This is a genomic window from Streptomyces purpurascens, from assembly GCF_045040895.1.
Lineage (GTDB): Bacteria > Actinomycetota > Actinomycetes > Streptomycetales > Streptomycetaceae > Streptomyces > Streptomyces purpurascens.
Map to the genome: position 1 here is coordinate 7,972,630 of NZ_CP108341.1, position 19,653 is coordinate 7,992,282.

Sequence of the window (19,653 nt, forward strand, 5' to 3'; positions counted from 1 at the left end):
CACAGCAGGACACCCATGCAGGGGCAGGGGTGCGGGCAGCCCTCAGCCCTTGCCGATCAGATCCGCCGGAAAGGCCCCGGCCACGAACGCGGCCTGCGCGAAACCGGCGCCCAGCTCGGTCAGCCGGGCCACGCCCTCCGGGCCCAGGTGCTCGTACGGCGCCCGGTCGAGCCGGTCCGTCTCCCGCTCGATCTCCTCGCGCAGGGCGACACCCCGCTCGGAGAGCTCTCCGGCCTCGTCCAGCAGCCCGCGCTCACGCAGCCGGTCCGTCGCCGCGTCCCAGTCCTCCTGGCTCCAGCCCCGGGTGGTGAACACCCACTTCGGCGCCATGCCCTTGCCCGTCGCCGTGTGGGTCACCATCGCCTCGAGGCCGTCCAGCCCTGCGGACATCAGGGCGGCCAGGTGCCCGTCGCCCCGGTGTTCGCGCAGCAGGGTCGCCGCGTGCCAGTACGCGAGGTGCGGCTCCTCGGGGACGGGCAGGTCGGCATGGGCGGCGTACAGCGGCCGCGCGCCGCGCGAACAGGCCTCGGTGGCGCGCAGCGCGAGCCGCGCGGCCTCGGCCATCTCCGCCGACGCCAGGACCTCTTCGCCCAGCAGACGGCGCAGGGTCGCGTCGACCGCACGGAAGCGTGCCGCCAGCACCTGGCCGGGTGTGGCGCTCTCCCACACCGCCGGCACATGGCGGGCCACGAGCTCGTACTTGTAGTTGTAGAAGGCCGCCGTCACCGCACCGGGCCCGACCGGTCCGAGGGCGGCGGCCCGTACGGCGAAGTTCACGGCGTGGGGACGGGTGATCCCGGCAGCACCCACTTCCCGTCCCAGATCCGGCGAGAAGTAGTGCGTCGCGTGCAGGGAGTTGAGCACGTTCTGGCAGCGGCGGCCGGCGAGCGGCTCAAGGGCGGCAGTCGTCATGCCCGGCAGGTTACCAACCGCTTGGTATGCCCTCCATGGCCGTACTTCCCATGGCAGGAAAGGTGGGGAACTCGTCATTGCGGCCACACTCCGGGCCCGCGAAGAATCAAGGCCATGGCCCAGCGCACCGTTCTCGCCGTCCTCTTCGACGGCGTGCAGAGTCTCGACGTCACGGGGCCCGTGGAGGTCTTCGCAGGCGCGGAGCTGCTCTCCCCGGGGACGTACCGGATCCGCACGGCCTCCCCGGACGGCGCGCCCGTGCGGACCACCAGCGGTCTGACCCTCGTGCCCGACGAGTCCCTGGACGGCGTGTCCGACCCGCACACCCTTCTCGTCCCCGGCGGTCCGGGCTCCCTGGACCCCGACCCGCGCCTGGTCGACTGGGTGCGCGAGCACGGGCCGCGTGCCGTGCGTCTGGTCTCCGTGTGCACCGGCGCGGCCGTGCTCGCCGCGGCCGGGCTCCTGGACGGCCGCCGCGCCACGACCCACTGGGCGCACTGCGACCGGCTGGCCCGCGAGCACCCGGCCGTCGAGATCGACCCCGACCCCGTCTACGTACGCGACGGGCACATCGCCACCTCGGCCGGAGTCACCGCGGGCATCGATCTCGCCCTGGCCCTGGTCGAGGAGGACCTGGGCCGGGACGCCGCCCTGGCCATCGCCCGCCACCTGGTGGTCTTCCTGCGCCGCCCGGGGAACCAGGCCCAGTTCAGCGCCCTGCTCGAAGCCCAGATCGCTCACCGCGAGCCCCTCCGGGACGTCCAGCGGTTCATCACCGAACGCCCGGACGCCGACCTCACCGTCGAGGCACTCGCCGCCCGCGCCCGCCTCTCGCCCCGCCACTTCGCCCGCGCCTTCCGGGACGAGACCGGTATGACGCCCGGGCGCTACGTGGACCGGGTCCGCCTCGAACACGCCCGCCGTCTCCTGGAGGACACCACCGACGGCATCGAGGAGATCTCCCGCACCAGCGGCTACGGCACCCCCGAGGCCATGCGCCGGGCCTTCGTCAAAGCCCTCGGGACGCCCCCGGCCGAGTACCGCCGCCGCTTCCGCCCCGCGACCACGCCCTGAGTCCCGTCACATCGACTCGATCGCCTGGAACCGCCGAAAGGAACCCCGTATGCAGATCGCCATCGTCCTCTACGACCGCTTCACCGCCCTCGACGCCGTCGGCCCCTACGAGACCCTCGGCCGCCTCCCGGACGCGGAGACCGTGTTCGTCGCCGAGCGGACCGGCCCCGTACGGAACGAGACGGGGAACCTCGCGCTCACCGCCGACCGGGCCCTGGCCGACGTGCCGAACCCCGACATCGTCGTCGTCCCCGGCGGCCCGGGCCAGGAGTCGCTGATGGCGCACGAGCCGCTCCTGGACTGGCTGCGCGCGGCCGATGCCGGCAGCACCTGGACGACGTCCGTGTGCACCGGCTCCCTGCTGCTGGCCGCCGCCGGACTCCTCCGGGGCCGCCGCGCGACCTCCCACTGGCTGACCCTGGAGGAACTGAAGCGCTTCGGCGCCGAGCCCACGGGGGAGCGGGTCGTCACCGACGGCAAGTACGTCACCGCGGCCGGAGTCTCCTCCGGCATCGACATGGGACTGACCCTCCTCGGCCGGATCGCGGGCGACGACCACGCCCGGATGGTCCAGCTGGCCACCGAGTACGACCCGCAGCCGCCCTACGACGCCGGATCGCCCGACAAGGCCCCCGCGCACGTCGTCGAACTGCTCCGGTCGCACGCCGACGTCATGCTGACGTAGACACGCTCCAGTCGAACCGCGGCTGCCTGCGCTCCAGGAACGCGGCGACGCCCTCCGCGGTGTCGCCGCTCGCGCGCGCCTGCCCGGCCCAGTGCGCGTCGCGGTCCGTACCGCCGTTCGCGAACTCCTTCGCCGCCGCCTGCGTCAGCTGCGAACGGGACACCAGGATCCGGGTGAACTCGGCGACCCGCTTGCCGAGTTCACCCGCGGGCAGCACCTCGTCGGCCAGACCGGTGCGCAGCGCCCGCTCCGTGTCGATCAGCTCACCGGAGAACAGCAGGTACTTGGCGGTGGCCGGACCCACCAGGGACACCAGCCGCCTGGTCGAGGACGCCGGGTACACGATGCCGAGCTTCGCGGGCGTCACGCCGAACAGCGCGCCCTCCTCGGCGAACCGCAGATCACAGGCCGCCGCCAGCTGAGCCCCGCCGCCCACGCAGTGCCCGCGCACCGCGGCCAGCGTCGGCTTCGGAAACGCGGCGAGCGCCTCCTCGGCCCGCACGGCAAGACCCTGTGCCTCCTCCGGCGAGCCCCGGAGCGTCGAGATGTCGGCCCCGGCGCAGAACGTCCCGCCCTCGCCGGTGAGCACCAGCGCGCGCACGGCCGGATCGCCGGCCAGCCCCTCCAGCAGCGGCGGCAGCGAGCGCCACATCGCGGCCGTCATGGCGTTGCGCTTCTCCGGATGGCGGATGACGACCGTCGCGACCGAGTCGGTCACGCTGTACAACAACTGCGGCTCCATGCGCCGGATGCTATCCGGAAGGCAAACCCGTACAACCCGAATAGTTCGCCGAGATGGCACAACAGGGACAGGACCAGTCCCACAACTGACCGTGTCATACGCCAACGGTCAGAAGTGCTCGATACTTGCTGACTTCTGTTCAGCCCTGGGGTGCGGAGCGCATCGTTACCAACACTCGAGATGTGGCGACAATCGAGCGCGAGGGTGGCGACCGGACGATGGACGACGAGGGGCGTGGGTCCGGCCCATGTCCACAGGGCGGCGCGGTGCCTCTCGGGCCCGCGGATCCGCTGCCGTACGAGGGGGTCTGGCGGTTCACCGCGCCGGCGATCGACGCCTCGGTCCCGCAGGCGCGGCACGCCGTACGGGACCTGCTGCTGCGTCAGGGTGTGCCGGTCTCGGACGACCTGGCCCAGGGGCTGCTGCTGATCGTCTCGGAGCTGGTGACGAACGCCGTGAAGCACGCGGCGGTGCTGTCGCCGACGGTCGCCGTCGAGGTGGCCGTCGGGGCGGAGTGGCTGCGCGTGTCCGTCGAGGACAACCACCCGTACCGGCCCACCGCCCTGGAGGCCGACCACGGCCGGACCGGCGGCCGCGGGCTGCTCCTGGTGCGCGAGATCACCCGGGAGGCGGGCGGCAGGTGTGAGGTCGAATACACCGCGAGCGGCGGCAAGGTCATCTGGGCCGCCCTGCCGCTCAAGCCCGCGCGCTTCTCCTAGGTTCTGCCGCCAGGGCCGTCGTCACCAGCCGTGTCCCCTGCCGTCACGGCCTTCGTCACCAGCCGGCCGACGTGCCCGTCAGCTCCCTGATCGCCGGCCGGGCCGCGTCCAGGACGGTCATGAACCAGGACGAGAAGGTGTCCTTGGCATGCCGCTCGGTCAGCTCGGGCGGGGTCACGAACGCCGTCGACGCCACCTCCTCCGGATCCGGCCGCAGCACGGCCTGCACCATGCCGACGAAGAGGTGGTTGTACTCCTGCTCCACCAGCCCGGACTCCGGGTCCGGGTGGTTGTAGCGGACCGTGCCCGCCTCGGCCAGCAGGGACGGGGAGGCGCCGAGTTCCTCGAAGGTCCGCCGCGCCGCCGCCGCGAAGGGCGCCTCGCCGGGGTAGGGGTGGCCGCAGCAGGTGTTGGACCACACACCGGGGGAGTGGTACTTGCCCAGCGCGCGCTGCTGGAGCAGCAGCCGGCCGTACTCGTCGAAGAGGAACACGGAGAACGCGCGGTGCAGCTGTCCGGGTGGCTGGTGGGCGGCGAGCTTCTCCGCGGTGCCGATCGTCACGCCGTCCTCGTCGACCAGTTCCAGCAAAATCGCGTCTGCGGTGCCGTTCGACGGGTTGTGCGTCGCGGTGGCAGGTGTGATCGGCATACCCATCCTTCACATCGGTCTTCGCGCCCCAAGTCTGCCGTACGAATCCGGCACTCCCGGCACTTCGCGGCCTGCCCGCATGTCCCGCGCGGCAGCGCGGAGCGCGGACGGCGCCGCTCGACGCCGGAAGAGGGACCCAGGAGCTGATCGTGCCCGGCGCGATGGGCCGAAAATCGTCCCCGCCGGTGCGGGGAGGGGTGGGGCGTGGGCGTGCGCCGTAGCGCTGCGTCCCCCGGCGCACTCAGATCGGAATGCGCCCCACCAGCCCCGGACACCTCATCAGCCACGCGTCAGTGACAGAGGTGCGCCTCGTGCTCCGCGTGCCCGCTCGGCTCCAGCTGGAAGGTGCAGTGCTCCACGTCGAAGTGGTCGCCGAGGCAGCCCTGCAACTCGTGGAGCATCTTCTCGTGGCCGATCGCGTTCAGGGCCTCCGGGCTGACGACCACGTGCGCCGAGAGCACCGGCATGCCCGAGGTGATCGTCCAGGCGTGCAGGTCGTGAACGTCCTCCACCCCGTCGGTCGCCAGGATGTGGGCCCGTACCTGCGCCATGTCGACGCCCTTCGGTGCCGCCTCCAGCAGCACGTCGAGCGTCTCGCGCAGCAGCTTCCAGGTGCGCGGCGCGATCATCAGGGCGATGACGAGCGAGGCGATCGGGTCGGCGGCCTGCCAGCCGGTGAGCATGATCACAACGGCTGAGACGATCACCGTGACCGAGCCCAGCGCGTCCGCCGCCACCTCCAGGAACGCGCCGCGCACGTTCAGGCTCTCCTTCTGGCCGCGCATCAGCAGCGCCAGCGACACCAGATTCCCGACCAGGCCGATCGCACCGAACACGAGGGCGAGCCGGCCCTCGGTGTCCGCCGGCGTGATGAAGCGCTGCACCGACTCGTACACGACGTAGCCGCCGGCTCCGAACAGCAGCAGACAGTTGGCCAGGGCGGCGAGGATCTCGGCGCGGGCGTAGCCGAAGGTGGCCCGGTCGCTCGGCGGGCGGTTCGCGAAGTGGATCGCGAGCAGCGCCATGCCCAGGCCCAGCGCGTCCGTCGCCATGTGCGCCGAGTCCGCGACGAGCGCGAGCGAGTCGGCGAGGGTGCCACCGACGATCTGGACGACCACGATGCCGAGCGTGATCGCCAGCGCGCCCCGCAGCCTGCCGCGGTACGCCGAGGTCGCCGTACCGCCGACCGCCGCGCCGTGCGCGTGCCCGTGATCGTGCCCAGCCCCCATGAAAGCCGCCTCCTGTGTTCGTTCGATCGTGCCCGGGCACCCCAGTGAACTACGGGGAGGGGGTATGTGCAACGCGGCACTGAACACCGTTGTCATGTGCCCTGACCTGCGGAAACGATGTGCAGGTCAGGGCACCCTCAGCGTGTCAGGAGCCGTGGTGCAGCTGCCAGCCGCGCCACGCCGACTCGGTCATCTCGCGCACCCCGCGCCGCGCGGTCCAGCCGAGCTCCTCGGCCGCCCGGGCCGCCGAGGCCACGGCCCGCGGGGCGTCCCCGGGGCGACGCTCCTCGACCACCGGTGGCCGCCGGTCGCCGGTGACCTCGCCGATGACCGTGATGAGTTCGCGCACGGAGACCCCCTCGCCGCGGCCGATGTTGACCGTCAGATCGCCCGTGACGCCCCCGTCCGCGAGCCGCCGGGCCGCCGCGAGATGCGCCTCGGCCAGGTCGGCGACGTGAATGTAGTCACGGACGCACGTGCCGTCCGGGGTCGGATAGTCGTCGCCGAAGATCCTGGGCGCCTCGTCGCGCGTCAGCCGGTCGAAGACCATCGGGACGATGTTGAAGACACCCGTGTCGGCCAGCTCCGGCGCCGCCGCGCCCGCCACGTTGAAGTAGCGCAGACATACGGTGGAGATCCCGTGTGCCCGGCCCGCGGCCCGCACCAGCCACTCACCGGTGAGCTTGGTCTCGCCGTACGGGTTCACCGGTGCGCAGGGCGCGTCCTCCGTGATGAGGTCCACACCCGGGTCGCCGTACACGGCCGCCGACGAGGAGAACACGAAGCGCTCGATGCCGGCCCCCGCGACCGCGTCCAGCAGGGTCGCCAGGCCCCCGACGTTCTCGCGGTAGTACCGCGTCGGCTGGGCTACGGACTCGCCGACCTGCTTGCGCGCCGCGAGATGCACCACACCCGTCACACCGTGCTCGGCGAACACCCGTTTCAGCAGCTCACCGTCGAGCGACGACCCCTCCACGAGCGGGACGTCGCCAGGGAGCCGTGCGGGCACCCCGGCCGAGAGGTCGTCCAGCGCGAGGACGCGCTCCCCGGCCTCGGTCATGGCCCGCGCCACGTGTGCTCCGATGTAGCCGGCCCCGCCTGTGATCAGCCAAGTCATGGTCGCCCACCCTATGCCGCCCTCACCGGGCCCCACGCAATGTCCCCGATGTCCGGTCTGGGGGGCGCGGTTTGTGGGGCGGGCCCCGGATCCACGATGATGATCGCGGCAAAGGCTTGTGCGAACCACGTTGATCGATCTGCCGAACGGGCGGTGAACGTGGCCTTCCCGGTATCCGATAGCCTCTGCCGACATGCCGCCCGGGAGCCACCGGAGCGGGCGCCCCCACCCAGCACAGCACTGACGCGGACGCGTCGGTACCAGGGAGTGAATTCGGTTGTCGACCGCCATCCTCACCGGTCAGCCGGTCCCCGGATCGTCGATCGAGGCCGACCTGCGGTCCCTCGGTTTCGACGTGCGGAGCGCGGCCGACACCGCCGAGGCCGAGACCCTGCTCGCCGCGGTGCCGGGCGAGGAGCGGGTCGCCCTGGTCGACGCCCGGTTCGTGGGGCATGTGCACGCGCTGCGGCTCGGCCTCACCGACCCCCGTTTCCCGCTCGCCGCGATCCCCGGCGCCGTCACCGCCCAGCCCGCCGGCCGCCAGGCCCTCACCCGGGCGATGGCCCGCGAGAACTCCGCGGGCGGCGGCACCACGCTGGTCGACAGCCTCGCCGACCGCATCCTCACCGCCCTGGACACCGACGGCACCGAGGTGCACCGCCCCGAGCTGGGCAGCCTCGTCGCCGCCGTCCCCGCCGACGCGCAGGCCCGCAACGAGTCACGGCAGGCCCTGACGGCCGTCGACGACGAGGCCGTGCGCCTGAAGTCGGCCGTGAAGTCCCGCGACGGCTTCTTCACCACCTACTGCATCAGCCCGTACTCCCGCTACATCGCCCGCTGGTGCGCCCGCCGCGGCCTGACCCCGAACCAGGTCACCACCGCCTCGCTCATCACCGCCCTCATAGCGGCGGCCTGCGCGGCCACCGGCACCCGCGGCGGCTTCGTGGCGGCCGGCGTCCTGCTGATCGCGTCCTTCGTGCTGGACTGCGTCGACGGCCAGATCGCCCGCTACTCCCTGCAGTACTCCACGCTCGGCGCCTGGCTCGACGCCACCTTCGACCGGGCCAAGGAGTACGCCTACTACGCCGGCCTCGCCCTCGGCGCCGCCCGCGGCGGAGGCCATGACGATGTATGGGCCCTCGCGCTCGGCGCCATGGTCCTGCAGACCTGCCGGCACGTCGTGGACTTCTCCTTCAACGAGGCCAACCACGACGCCACCGCCAACACCAGCCCCACCGCCGCCCTCTCCGGCAAACTCGACAGCGTCGGCTGGACGGTCTGGGTGCGCCGCATGATCGTCCTGCCCATCGGTGAGCGCTGGGCGATGATCGCGGTCCTCACGGCGGCCACGACTCCTCGTATCACCTTCTACGCGCTGCTCATCGGCTGCGCCTTCGCAGCGACCTACACCACGGCGGGCCGGGTGCTGCGCTCCCTGACCCGCAAGGCCCGGCGGACCGACCGGGCGGCCGGGGCGCTGGCCGACCTCGCGGACAGCGGACCGCTCGCCCAGGGCTTCGCCGAGGCGATCAAGAAGCCCGCCCGCGCGCTGCCGGGCTTCACGGCCCCCGTCGTCGCCCTCCTCGGCGGCCTCGCCATCGTCCTCACGGCAGCCCTGACCGGCTTCGGCGGACCGTGGCCGATCGTCGCGGCCGTCGCCTACGTCCTGACCTCGGGCCTCGCCGTCGCCCGCCCCCTCAAGGGCGCTCTCGACTGGCTGGTCCCGCCGCTCTTCCGCGCCGCGGAATACGGCACGGTCCTCGTCCTCGCGGCCAAGGCGGACGTGAACGGAGCCCTTCCTGCGGCTTTCGGGCTGGTGGCCGCGGTCGCCTACCATCACTACGACACGGTGTACCGCATCCGCGGCGACGCCGGAGCGCCCCCGGCCTGGCTGGTGCGTTCCATCGGGGGGCACGAAGGACGGACGCTGCTCGTCACCGTCCTCGCCGCGCTGCTCACCGCCTCGCAGTTCACGGTCGCGCTCACGGCTCTGGCCGTGGCCGTGGCCCTGGTGGTGCTCGTCGAGAGCATCCGCTTCTGGGTGGCTGCCCACAAGGGTGGCGCGCCCGCCGTACACGATGAAGGAGAACCCGCATGATCGGCCTCGTGCTGGCGGCCGGCGCCGGACGGCGTCTGCGCCCCTACACCGACAGCCTTCCCAAGGCTCTGGTGCCGGTGGGTCCCGCGGGCATAGAGGGCGAACCGACGGTTCTCGATCTGACCCTCGCCAACTTCGCCGAGGTCGGCCTCACCGAGGTCGGCATCATCGTCGGCTACCGCAAGGAGGCCGTGTACGCGCGCAAGGAGGCGCTGGAGCAGAAGTACGGCGTCAAGCTCACCCTCATCGACAACGACAAGGCCGAGGAGTGGAACAACGCCTACTCCCTGTGGTGCGGGCGTGACGCCCTCAAGGACGGGGTGATCCTCGCCAACGGCGACACCGTCCACCCGGTCTCCGTCGAGAAGACGCTGCTCGCCGCCCGCGGCGAAGGCAAGAAGATCATCCTCGCCCTGGACACGGTCAAGGACCTGGCCGACGAGGAGATGAAGGTCGTCGTCGACCCCGAGAAGGGCATGACGAAGATCACCAAGCTGATGGACCCCGCCGAGGCCACCGGCGAGTACATCGGCGTCACCCTCATCGAGGGCGACGCGGCCCCCGAGCTGGCCGACGCGCTCAAGACCGTGTGGGAGACCGACCCGCAGCAGTTCTACGAGCACGGCTACCAGGAACTCGTGAACCGCGGCTTCCGTATCGACGTGGCGCCGATCGGCGACGTCAAGTGGGTGGAGATCGACAACCACGACGATCTCGCCCGCGGACGGGAGATCGCGTGCCAGTACTGACCCGGCTCATCCCCTCCCCGCTCGTCGTGGACATCCGCCCGGGTGCCCTCGACGACCTGGCCTGCGTCCTCGCCGACGAGCGCATCTCGCACTCCGGCCGCCTCGCCGTCGCCGTCAGCGGCGGCTCCGGCGCCCGGCTGCGCGAGCGGATCTCACCCGGCATGCCCGGCGCCACCTGGTACGAGGTCGGCGGCGGCACCCTCGACGACGCGGTCCGGCTGGCGAGCGACATAAAGGCCGGCCACTACGACGCGGTCGTGGGGCTCGGCGGCGGCAAGATCATCGACTGTGCCAAGTTCGCCGCGGCGCGCGTCGGCCTGCCGCTGGTCGCCGTCCCGACGAACCTCGCGCACGACGGCCTGTGCTCGCCGGTCGCCACCCTCGACAACGACGCGGGCCGCGGCTCGTACGGCGTACCGAACCCGATCGCGGTCGTCATCGACCTGGACGTCATCCGTGAGGCCCCGGTCCGTTTCGTCCGCGCCGGCATCGGCGACGCCGTCTCCAACATCTCGGCGATCGCCGACTGGGAGCTGGCCAACCGTGTCAAGGGCGAGCGCATCGACGGCCTCGCCGCTGCCATGGCCCGCCAGGCCGGCGAGGCCGTGCTCCGGCACCCCGGCGGCATCGGCGACAACGACTTCCTCCAGGTGCTCGCCGAGGCGCTGGTCCTCAGCGGCATCGCCATGTCGGTGTCGGGCGACTCACGGCCGTCCTCCGGGGCGTGCCACGAGATCAACCACGCCTTCGACCTGCTCTACCCGAAGCGGGCCGCCGCCCACGGCGAGCAGTGCGGACTGGGCGCGGCCTTCGCGATGTGGCTGCGCGGGGCCCACGAGGAATCGGCGTACATGGCCGAGGTGCTGCGCCGGCACGGGCTGCCCGTGCTGCCGGACGAGATCGGCTTCACGACGGACGAGTTCGTCAAGGCCGTCGAGTTCGCCCCGGAGACCCGGCCCGGCCGCTACACCATCCTCGAACACCTCGACCTGAACACCGAACAGATCAAGGACATCTACGCCGACTATGTCAAGGCCATCGGTAGCTGAACTACGCCCCGTCGTTCACCCCGCGGGGGTGAAGGACCGGCGCAGCGGTGAGCACTGGATGGGACGCCTCTACATGCGTGAGGTGTCCCTGCGAGTCGACCGTTACCTGGTCAACACCAGGGTCACGCCCAACCAGCTCACCTACCTGATGACCGTCTTCGGTGTGCTCGCGGCCCCGGCCCTGCTGGTGCCGGGGATCGCGGGCGCGGTGCTCGGCGTCGTCATGGTCCAGATGTATCTCCTGCTGGACTGTGTCGACGGAGAGATCGCGCGCTGGAAGAAGCAGTACTCGCTCAACGGCGTCTACCTCGACCGGGTGGGCGCCTACCTCACCGACGCCGCGGTGCTCGTCGGCTTCGGCCTGCGCGCCGCCGACCTGTGGGGCAGCGGCCGGATCGACTGGCTGTGGGCCTTCCTCGGCACCCTGGCCGCCCTCGGCGCCATCCTGATCAAGGCCGAGACGGACCTCGTCGGCGTCGCCCGGCACCAGGCCGGAAAGCCGCCGGTCCAGGAGACCGCCTCCGAGATGCGCTCCTCCGGCATGGCGCTGGCCCGCAAGGCCGCCGGCGCCCTGAAGTTCCACCGGCTGATCCTCGGCATCGAGGCGTCCCTGCTGATCCTGGTGCTGGCGATCGTCGACCAGGCCCGCGGCGACCTCTTCTTCTCCCGGCTCGGCGTGGCGGTGCTGGCCGGCATCGCGCTGGTGCAGACGCTGCTGCACCTCGTGTCCATCCTCGCTTCGAGCAGGCTGAAGTGAGCGGCATGAAGGTCGGCGCGGTCATCATCACCATGGGCAACCGCCCCGACGAACTGCGCGCCCTCCTCGACTCGGTCGCCAAGCAGGACGGCGACCCGGTCGAGGTGGTCGTCGTCGGCAACGGCTCGCCCGTCCCGGACGTCCCCGAGGGCGTCCGCACCATCGAGCTGCCCGAGAACCTCGGCATCCCCGGCGGCCGCAACGTCGGCATCGAGGCCTTCGGCCCGGCCGGCCGGGACGTCGACATCCTGCTGTTCCTGGACGACGACGGGCTGCTCGCGGGCCACGACACCGCCGCGCTGTGCCGGAAGGCCTTCGAGGCCGACCCGAAGCTCGGCATCGTGAGTTTCCGCATAGCCGACCCGGAGACCGGCGTCACCCAGCGCCGCCACGTGCCCCGGCTGCGCGCCGCCGACCCGATGCGCTCCTCGCGCGTCACCACGTTCCTCGGCGGAGCCAACGCCGTCCGCACCCGGGTCCTCGCCGACGTCGGCGGACTCCCGGACGAGTTCTTCTACGCCCACGAGGAAACCGACCTGGCATGGCGGGCCCTCGACGCGGGCTGGATGATCGACTACCGGTCCGACATGGTGCTCTACCACCCGACGACCGCTCCCTCGCGGCACGCGGTCTACCACCGCATGGTCGCCCGCAACCGTGTCTGGCTGGCCCGCAGAAACCTCCCCGCGCCGCTCGTCCCCGTCTATCTCGGCGTGTGGCTGCTGCTCACCCTCGTACGCCGCCCCTCCCGCCTCGCCCTGCGGGCCTGGTTCGGCGGATTTCGCGAAGGCTGGACGACCCCGTGCGGACCCCGCCGGCCCATGAAGTGGCGTACGGTGTGGCGGCTGACCCGACTGGGCCGGCCCCCCGTCATCTGACAAGCTCGTATCCGGGAGTATCCGGGAGGGGCCGTACCCTGGCCCCCGGCTCATGCAGGCCCGTACAGGCCGCGCATCTCGAAGACGAAAGTTTCCACTAGTGAGTGAGACAACGCACGATGCCCCGGTCGCGGTGAGCGCGTCCGCGGCGCCCGACGAGGGACTCACGGCGAGGGAGCTCGCCGAAAAGCACGGGCTGAGCGTCAGCGGCGCCCGGCCGTCCCTCATCGAGTACGTCCGTCAGCTCTGGGACCGGCGGCACTTCATCCTCGCCTTCTCCCGCGCGAAGCTGACCGCCCAGTACAGCCAGGCCAAGCTCGGCCAGCTGTGGCAGGTGGCCACACCGCTGCTGAACGCGGCCGTGTACTTCTTCATCTTCGGCCTGCTCCTGGAAGCCGACCGGGGCATGTCCCGCGAGGTCTACATCCCGTTCCTGGTGACGGGCGTGTTCGTGTTCACCTTCACGCAGAGCTCGGTGATGGCGGGCGTGCGCGCGATCTCCGGCAACCTCGGCCTGGTCCGCGCCCTGCACTTCCCGCGCGCCTCGCTGCCGATCTCGTTCGCGTTGCAGCAGCTCCAGCAGCTGCTGTTCTCGATGATCGTGCTGTTCGCCATCACGATCGGCTTCGGCCACTACCCCGACCTGTCCTGGCTGCTGATCGTGCCGGTGCTCCTCCTGCAGTTCTGCTTCAACACCGGCCTCGCGCTGATCATGGCCCGGGCGGGTGCCAAGACCCCGGACCTCGCGCAGCTGATGCCGTTCGTGATGCGGACGTGGATGTACGCGTCCGGGGTGATGTTCTCCATCCCGATCTTCCTCGAGTCCAAGCCGGCCTGGATCTCGAACGTCCTGCAGTGGAACCCGGCCGCGATCTACATGGACCTGATGCGCTTCTCCCTGATCGACGACTACAGCTCCAAGTACCTGCCCGACCACGTGTGGGCGGCCGCGGGCGGCTGGGCCGTGCTCTTCGCCCTCGGCGGCTTCGTGTACTTCTGGAAGGCGGAGGAGAGGTACGGCCGTGGCTGAACAGAAGCAGGACGCGCGGATCCCCACCGTCGTCGCGGACGACCTGCACATCGTCTACCGCGTCAACGGCGCCAAGTCCGGAAAGGGCAGCGCCACCGCCGCCCTCAGCCGCATCCTGAAGCGGGGCTCCGACGACGCGGCCCGGGGCGTGCGCAAGGTGCACGCCGTACGCGGCGTCTCCTTCGTGGCGTACCGCGGCGAGGCCATCGGCCTGATCGGCTCCAACGGCTCCGGCAAGTCGACCCTGCTGCGTGCCATCGCCGGTCTGCTGCCCGCCGAGCAGGGCAAGGTCTACACCGACGGCCAGCCCTCGCTGCTCGGAGTCAACGCTGCCCTGATGAACGACCTCACCGGCGAGCGGAACGTCATATTGGGCGGGCTCGCCATGGGCATGTCCCGCGAGGAGATCAAGGACCGCTACCAGCAGATCGTGGACTTCTCCGGCATCAACGAGAAGGGCGACTTCATCACCCTGCCCATGCGCACCTACTCCTCCGGCATGGCGGCCCGGCTCCGCTTCTCCATCGCCGCGGCCAAGGACCACGACGTCCTGATGATCGACGAGGCCCTGGCCACCGGCGACCGCAAGTTCCAGAAGCGCTCCGAGGACCGCATCCGGGAGCTGCGCAAGGAAGCCGGCACCGTGTTTCTGGTCAGCCACAACAACAAGTCGATCCGCGACACCTGCGACCGTGTCCTGTGGCTGGAGCGCGGTGAGCTGCGGATGGACGGCCCGACCGACGAGGTGCTCAAGGAGTACGAGAAGTTCACCGGTAAGTAGCCCGGATCGGCCAGGGCCCCGCCGCAACTGTTCCGGCGGGGCCCCGCGTCTGCAAAGGAAACGTCAACTCCGGTCCATCTCAGGAAGCTTGGGGCCAATCGGTGCGTTCTCGTGATGTGCGGGACACCCTGGCGAACCCCGACACGTTGTACAACGTAAGCTGTACGGGTCCCGAAACACGGCAATCAGGGCGATAATGCGCGACACCGCCCGTAGGGCAGCCGTGCGGGCGGCTGGGCGGCGTGTCCGAAATAGTGTGTATTGGGTCGGCAGTGTAGAACGGGAGATGTGACGGCAATGGCTACGGATACTCCCCAGCTCCACGCAGCACGTGCCGTCCCCGCGCCGGGCAGCCGGCGGTGACGGGAACCGGCACGGCGCGCGCCCTCGACCCGGAGCGCGGCACCCTCGACAAGGCCGCGGGCGAGAACTTCCCGGTGGCCCCGTTCTTCCTGCCCCGGGCCTGGCGCACCGACCTCATGGCCGTCTACGGCTTCGCCCGCCTGGTCGACGACATCGGCGACGGCGACCTGGCCCCCGGTGGTGCCGACGCCCGGCTGCTCGGCGTGTCCCCGCAGGACGCCGAGGACCGGCTGGTCCTGCTGGACGCCTTCGAGGCCGACCTGCGCAGGGTCTTCGACTCGACCCCGCGCCACCCCCTGCTGCGCCGTCTCCAGCCGACCGTCCGCCGTTGCTCGCTGACCCCGGAGCCGTTCCTCGGCCTGATCGCCGCCAACCGCCAGGACCAGCTGGTCGCCCGGTACGAGACGTACGACGATCTCCTCGCCTACTGCGAGCTCTCCGCCAACCCCGTCGGCCGTCTCGTCCTCTCCGTCACCGGCACCTCGACGCCCGAGCGGATCCGCCGCTCCGACATGATCTGCACGGCCCTGCAGATCGTCGAGCACCTCCAGGACGTGGCCGAGGACCTCGGCCGCGACCGCGTCTACCTGCCCGCCGCCGACATGAAGCGATTTCACGTCCAGGAGGCGGATCTCGCCACGAAATCTGCCGGAGCGTCAGTCCGTGCGCTGATTGCGTATGAAGCGCAAAGGGCCCGGGATCTCCTGAATGAAGGCGCCCCCCTGGTGGGTAGCGTCCACGGCAGGTTGAAGCTGCTGCTCGCGGGGTTCGTGGCGGGGGGAAGGGCGGCCGTGCACGCGATCGCCGCCGCCGAATACGACGTACTTCCCGGCCCGCCCAAGCCCGGCAAGGTCCGGTTGCTGCGTGAGGTGGGCGTGACTCTGCGAGGAGAGGGGTGATCCGGACCGTGGAGTCGGAACCACACGCGTCCCCACCGGTACTCGCCGCCTACAGCTACTGCGAGGCCGTCACCGGGCGGCAGGCCCGTAACTTCGCCTACGGCATCCGGCTGCTGCCGACGCCTCAGCGCCGTGCGATGTCGGCGCTGTACGCGTTCTCGCGGCGGGTCGACGACATCGGCGACGGCGCGCTCGCCCACGATGTCAAGGTCGCCAGGATGGAGGAGACCCGGGCGCTGCTCACCCGGATCCGTGAGGGCGAGGTCGACGAGGACGACATCGACCCCGTCGCCGTCGCGCTCACGCACGCCGCCGGGGCCTTCCCGATCCCGCTGGGCGGCCTGGACGAGCTCATCGACGGCGTCCTGATGGACGTCCGCGGCGAGACGTACGAGACCTGGGACGACCTGAAGGTCTACTGCCGCTGTGTCGCGGGCGCCATCGGGCGCCTCTCGCTCGGTGTGTTCGGCACGGAGCCGGGGGCGCGCGGCGTCGACCGCGCGCCCGAGTATGCCGACACGCTCGGGCTCGCGCTTCAGCTCACCAACATCCTCAGAGACGTGCGCGAGGACGCCGTGGGCGGGCGTACCTACCTGCCGGCCGACGACCTCGCCAAGTTCGGCTGCTCGGCCGGCTTCAGCGGGCCGCGGCCACCGGAGGGCTCCGACTTCGCGGGCCTCGTGCACTTCGAAGTGCGACGGGCCCGCGCTCTGTTCGCCGAGGGGTATCGGCTGCTCCCCATGCTCGACCGGCGCAGCGGCGCCTGTGTCGCCGCCATGGCCGGCATCTACCGCCGTCTCCTCGACCGCATCGAGCGCGACCCGGAGGCCGTGCTGCGCGGCCGCGTCTCCCTCCCCGGCCGGGAGAAGGCGTACGTCGCCGTACGCGGCCTGTCCGGCCTGGACGCCCGGCATGTGACGCGACGGGCCGTCAGGAGGCGTGCGTGACGAGGGAACAGGACCAGGAAGAGGCCACCGGCGACGAGGCGCCCGCCCGCCGTGCGGCGTCGACGGGCACGCCCGCGCGTGACCCGCACGCTTGGCGGGAGGCCCGCGAGGGGCTGGACGCCTTCGGCGTCATCGCGGTGCGCGAGCCGCGCGCCTGCCGGGAAGCCCGGCCAGGGTCTTCCGCACTCCACCGTCGGGGACGCGTCACGGTCGCCGGCACCGGGCCGGGCGGTCCCGCCGGTGTGGCCGCGGCCCGACGCGGCCTCAACGTCCCTCTCCGCCACACCGTCGGAGACAAGCGGTGGGCAACCCTCCGTCGCGTCGTCGCGTCCCAGACGGAGACGGCCGGTCCCGCACCGTTCTCGGCGCACGGCCGCCGCTCAGGGGAGGGTGCGCGATGACCCACGGCACGCGGTCCCAGGGACCGGTCGCGGACGGACGGCACACCGTCGTGGTGGGCGGCGGGCTCGCCGGTATCACCACCGCGCTCGCGCTCGCCGACGCCGGAGTGCGCGTCACCCTGCTGGAGGGCAGGCCGAGACTCGGCGGACTGGCCTTCTCCTTCCAGCGCGGCGATCTGACCGTCGACAACGGACAGCACGTGTACCTGCGCTGCTGCACCGCCTACCGCTGGTTCCTCGACCGCATCGAGGGCGCGGCGCTGGCTCCGCTGCAGGACCGCCTCGACGTACCCGTCCTGGACGTCGCGCGGCCCGAGGGGCGCCGGCTCGGCAGGCTGCGGCGCGACGCGCTGCCCGTGCCCCTGCATCTGGGGCGCAGCCTCGCCACCTACCCGCACCTGTCGCTCGCCGACCGCGCCAAGGTGGGCCGGGCCGCGCTCGCACTCAAGGGACTCGACCTCGCCGATCCGGCGCTGGACGCACAGGACTTCGGCAGCTGGCTGGCCGCGCACGGCCAGTCGGCGCGTGCCGTCGAGGCCCTGTGGGACCTGGTCGGGGTCGCCACCCTCAACGCGGTCGCGGGCGACTCCTCCCTGGGGCTCGCCGCGATGGTGTTCAAGACCGGTCTGCTGTCCGAACCGGGCGCGGCCGACATCGGCTGGGCGCACGTCCCGCTCGGCGAGCTGCACGACCGGCTGGCCCGCAAGGCCCTGGACTCCGCGGGCGTCCGCACCGAGGTCCGTACACGAGTCACCTCCGTCGCCGAGAACGCGAACGGCGGGTGGAGCGTTCAGGTTCCCGGCGAGACGCTGGAGGCGGACGCGGTGGTGTTCGCCGTACCGCAGCGCGAGGCCTACGACCTGCTGCCCGAGGGGGCCCTGGACGCCCCCGAGCGGCTCCTGGAGATCGGCACCGCGCCGATCCTCAACGTCCATGTGGTGTACGACCGGAAGGTGCTCGCCCGGCCGTTCTTCACCGCCCTCGGCTCCCCGGTGCAGTGGGTCTTCGACCGGACCGAGGCGTCCGGGCTGCGCGAGGGGCAGTACCTCGCCCTGTCCCAGTCGGCGGCCCAGGACGAGATCGACGAGCCCGTGGCCGTGCTGCGCGAGCGGTACCTGCCCGAGCTGGAGCGGCTGCTGCCCCTGACCCGCGGCGCCGAGGTGAAGGACTTCTTCGTCACCCGGGAGCGCACCGCGACCTTCGCTCCCACCCCCGGCGTCGGGCGCCTCAGGCCCGGTGCCCGCACCAAGGCATCCGGCCTCTACCTGGCCGGAGCGTGGACCGCCACCGGGTGGCCCGCGACCATGGAGAGTGCGGTCCGCAGTGGAGTCGGTGCGGCGGACGCCGTGCTGGGCGCCCTGGGCCGGCCCCGCCCACGCCACCTCTTCGAGTTCGAGGAGGCGGCGTGATGCTCGACCACCAGCACCACACGGCAGGCGGCCCCCGCACCTCTGGTACCGCAACAAGAGGAGAGACTGTGCCCACTGTGCCCCCGGCCTCGAAGGCCGCTCGAGAGACCGCGGTGGACGTGGCCGCGCTCCTGGAGCGCGGTCGGACCCTGGCCATGCCGGTACTGCGGGCGGCCATCGACCGCCTGGCACCTCCCATGGACACTGTTGCCGCCTACCACTTCGGATGGATCGACGCCCAGGGCAGGCCCACGGCGGGGGACGGCGGCAAGGCCGTACGCCCCGCCCTCGCGGTGCTGTCCGCCGAGGTCATGTCCGCCGCCCCCGAGACCGGCATCCCCGGCGCCGTCGCCGTGGAACTCGTCCACAACTTCTCCCTCCTCCACGACGACCTGATGGACGGCGACGAGCAGCGCCGTCACCGCGACACGGTCTGGAAGGTGCACGGCCCCGCCCAGGCCATCCTGGTCGGCGACGCCCTGTTCGCCCTCGCCAACGAGGTGCTCCTCGAGCTCGGCACCGTCGAGGCCGGCCGCGCCACCCGCCGTCTGACCACCGCCAGCCGCGCCCTGATCGACGGTCAGGCCCAGGACATCTCCTACGAGCACCGCGACCGCGTCACCGTCGAGGAGTGCCTGGAGATGGAGGGCAACAAGACCGGTGCCCTGCTCGCCTGCGCCAGCTCCATCGGCGCGGTGCTCGGCGGCGCCGACGACCGCACCGCCGACACGCTGGAGAAGTACGGCTACCACCTGGGCCTCGCCTTCCAGGCCGTCGACGACCTCCTCGGCATCTGGGGCGACCCGGTCTCCACCGGCAAGCAGACCTGGAGCGACCTGCGCCAGCGCAAGAAGTCGCTGCCGGTCGTGGCCGCCCTCGCGGCGGGCGGCTCCGCCTCCGAGCGGCTCGGCGAGATCCTCGCCGCCGACGCCAAGGCGAGCGACTTCGAGAATTTCTCCGAGGAGGAGTTCGCGGCCCGCGCCGCCCTCATCGAGGAGGCGGGCGGCCGCGAGTGGACCGCCGACGAGGCACGCCGTCAGCACACCATCGCCATCGAAGCCCTCGACGCCGTCGACATGCCCGACCGGGTGCGGGACCAGTTCGCGGCGCTCGCCGACTTCGTCGTCGTACGAAAGAGATGATCACTATCGGTCGAATAGCCCTC

The 19,653-nt window shown here is 71.7% G+C and carries 20 protein-coding genes; 15 read left to right on the forward strand and 5 right to left on the reverse strand.

From position 1 onward, the window contains the following. Positions 1-42: 42 nt before the first annotated feature. Complete coding sequence (locus OHU35_RS36220) at positions 43-912, reverse strand: SCO6745 family protein (RefSeq protein WP_405508305.1); 870 nt, start codon at positions 910-912, stop codon at positions 43-45. Positions 913-1,026: 114 nt separating this feature from the next. Here OHU35_RS36220 and OHU35_RS36225 point away from each other — a divergent pair, with 114 nt between their 5' ends. Together OHU35_RS36225 and OHU35_RS36230 are read left to right on the forward strand one after the other, a co-directional pair. Then, positions 1,027-1,986, forward strand: a complete 960-nt coding sequence (locus OHU35_RS36225; protein ID WP_405508307.1) for a GlxA family transcriptional regulator — start codon at positions 1,027-1,029, stop codon at positions 1,984-1,986. A 49-nt stretch (positions 1,987-2,035) separates the two neighbouring features. Continuing rightward, complete coding sequence (locus OHU35_RS36230; RefSeq protein WP_189726022.1) at positions 2,036-2,671, forward strand: DJ-1/PfpI family protein; 636 nt, start codon at positions 2,036-2,038, stop codon at positions 2,669-2,671. Here the strand turns inward: OHU35_RS36230 and OHU35_RS36235 are convergent. Beyond that, entirely contained in the window at positions 2,658-3,413 is a 756-nt protein-coding gene (locus OHU35_RS36235; protein ID WP_189726021.1) for an enoyl-CoA hydratase/isomerase family protein, read from the reverse strand. The genes OHU35_RS36230 and OHU35_RS36235 overlap by 14 nt on opposite strands. A gap of 218 nt (positions 3,414-3,631) precedes the next feature. On the opposite strand from OHU35_RS36235, the gene OHU35_RS36240 reads away from it, so the two are divergent. Beyond that, positions 3,632-4,132, forward strand: a complete 501-nt coding sequence (locus tag OHU35_RS36240; protein WP_405509390.1) for an ATP-binding protein — start codon at positions 3,632-3,634, stop codon at positions 4,130-4,132. A gap of 55 nt (positions 4,133-4,187) precedes the next feature. On the opposite strand, the gene idi is transcribed toward OHU35_RS36240, so the two are convergent. The 3 genes from idi to galE all read right to left on the reverse strand — a co-directional run bounded on the left by idi (position 4,188) and on the right by galE (position 7,127). Then, complete coding sequence (idi, locus tag OHU35_RS36245) at positions 4,188-4,781, reverse strand: isopentenyl-diphosphate Delta-isomerase (protein ID WP_189726020.1); 594 nt, start codon at positions 4,779-4,781, stop codon at positions 4,188-4,190. A gap of 290 nt (positions 4,782-5,071) precedes the next feature. After that, positions 5,072-6,010, reverse strand: coding sequence for a cation diffusion facilitator family transporter (locus OHU35_RS36250; RefSeq protein ID WP_405508309.1), 939 nt, complete (start codon positions 6,008-6,010; stop codon positions 5,072-5,074). 145 nt (positions 6,011-6,155) lie between these two features. Next, positions 6,156-7,127: a UDP-glucose 4-epimerase GalE gene (gene galE / locus OHU35_RS36255; RefSeq protein ID WP_405508310.1), complete on the reverse strand. Its 972-nt coding sequence runs from the start codon at positions 7,125-7,127 to the stop codon at positions 6,156-6,158. 277 nt (positions 7,128-7,404) lie between these two features. Between galE and OHU35_RS36260 the strand changes: the two genes are divergently transcribed. The 12 genes from OHU35_RS36260 (at position 7,405) to OHU35_RS36315 (ending at position 19,630) form a co-directional block, all read left to right on the forward strand. After that, positions 7,405-9,225, forward strand: a complete 1,821-nt coding sequence (locus OHU35_RS36260) for a DUF5941 domain-containing protein (RefSeq protein WP_405508311.1) — start codon at positions 7,405-7,407, stop codon at positions 9,223-9,225. Continuing rightward, positions 9,222-9,974 (forward strand): sugar phosphate nucleotidyltransferase, encoded by a 753-nt coding sequence (locus OHU35_RS36265; RefSeq protein ID WP_189726016.1) that lies wholly within the window; start codon positions 9,222-9,224, stop codon positions 9,972-9,974. The genes OHU35_RS36260 and OHU35_RS36265 overlap by 4 nt, the downstream gene beginning before the upstream one ends. Continuing rightward, on the forward strand, positions 9,962-11,023 hold the full coding sequence (locus tag OHU35_RS36270; RefSeq protein WP_189726015.1) for an iron-containing alcohol dehydrogenase family protein: 1,062 nt from the start codon (positions 9,962-9,964) through the stop codon (positions 11,021-11,023). The genes OHU35_RS36265 and OHU35_RS36270 overlap by 13 nt, the downstream gene beginning before the upstream one ends. After that, on the forward strand, positions 11,001-11,780 hold the full coding sequence (locus tag OHU35_RS36275) for a CDP-alcohol phosphatidyltransferase family protein (protein ID WP_189726014.1): 780 nt from the start codon (positions 11,001-11,003) through the stop codon (positions 11,778-11,780). Before OHU35_RS36270 ends, OHU35_RS36275 begins: the two co-directional genes overlap by 23 nt. A gap of 5 nt (positions 11,781-11,785) precedes the next feature. Continuing rightward, on the forward strand, positions 11,786-12,658 hold the full coding sequence (locus OHU35_RS36280; protein WP_189726308.1) for a glycosyltransferase family 2 protein: 873 nt from the start codon (positions 11,786-11,788) through the stop codon (positions 12,656-12,658). A 100-nt stretch (positions 12,659-12,758) separates the two neighbouring features. Next, positions 12,759-13,688 carry an ABC transporter permease gene (locus tag OHU35_RS36285; RefSeq protein ID WP_189726013.1) on the forward strand — a complete coding sequence of 310 codons (930 nt, stop codon included), beginning with the start codon at positions 12,759-12,761 and terminating at the stop codon, positions 13,686-13,688. Beyond that, positions 13,681-14,469: an ABC transporter ATP-binding protein gene (locus OHU35_RS36290; RefSeq protein WP_184588096.1), complete on the forward strand. Its 789-nt coding sequence runs from the start codon at positions 13,681-13,683 to the stop codon at positions 14,467-14,469. The genes OHU35_RS36285 and OHU35_RS36290 overlap by 8 nt, the downstream gene beginning before the upstream one ends. Before the next feature lie 359 nt (positions 14,470-14,828). Continuing rightward, positions 14,829-15,731: a squalene synthase HpnC gene (gene hpnC / locus OHU35_RS36295; RefSeq protein ID WP_189726012.1), complete on the forward strand. Its 903-nt coding sequence runs from the start codon at positions 14,829-14,831 to the stop codon at positions 15,729-15,731. Continuing rightward, on the forward strand, positions 15,728-16,678 hold the full coding sequence (gene hpnD, locus OHU35_RS36300; RefSeq protein ID WP_184588092.1) for a presqualene diphosphate synthase HpnD: 951 nt from the start codon (positions 15,728-15,730) through the stop codon (positions 16,676-16,678). The genes hpnC and hpnD overlap by 4 nt, the downstream gene beginning before the upstream one ends. Beyond that, positions 16,675-17,079, forward strand: a complete 405-nt coding sequence (locus OHU35_RS36305; RefSeq protein ID WP_189726011.1) for a DUF6380 family protein — start codon at positions 16,675-16,677, stop codon at positions 17,077-17,079. The genes hpnD and OHU35_RS36305 overlap by 4 nt, the downstream gene beginning before the upstream one ends. Then, positions 17,076-18,488 carry a hydroxysqualene dehydroxylase HpnE gene (hpnE, locus tag OHU35_RS36310; RefSeq protein WP_189726010.1) on the forward strand — a complete coding sequence of 471 codons (1,413 nt, stop codon included), beginning with the start codon at positions 17,076-17,078 and terminating at the stop codon, positions 18,486-18,488. Before OHU35_RS36305 ends, hpnE begins: the two co-directional genes overlap by 4 nt. Before the next feature lie 77 nt (positions 18,489-18,565). Beyond that, the gene (locus tag OHU35_RS36315; RefSeq protein WP_189726307.1) at positions 18,566-19,630 is read left to right on the forward strand and encodes a polyprenyl synthetase family protein; all 1,065 of its coding nucleotides are present in this window, start codon (positions 18,566-18,568) and stop codon (positions 19,628-19,630) included. The last annotated feature ends 23 nt before the right edge of the window (positions 19,631-19,653 follow it).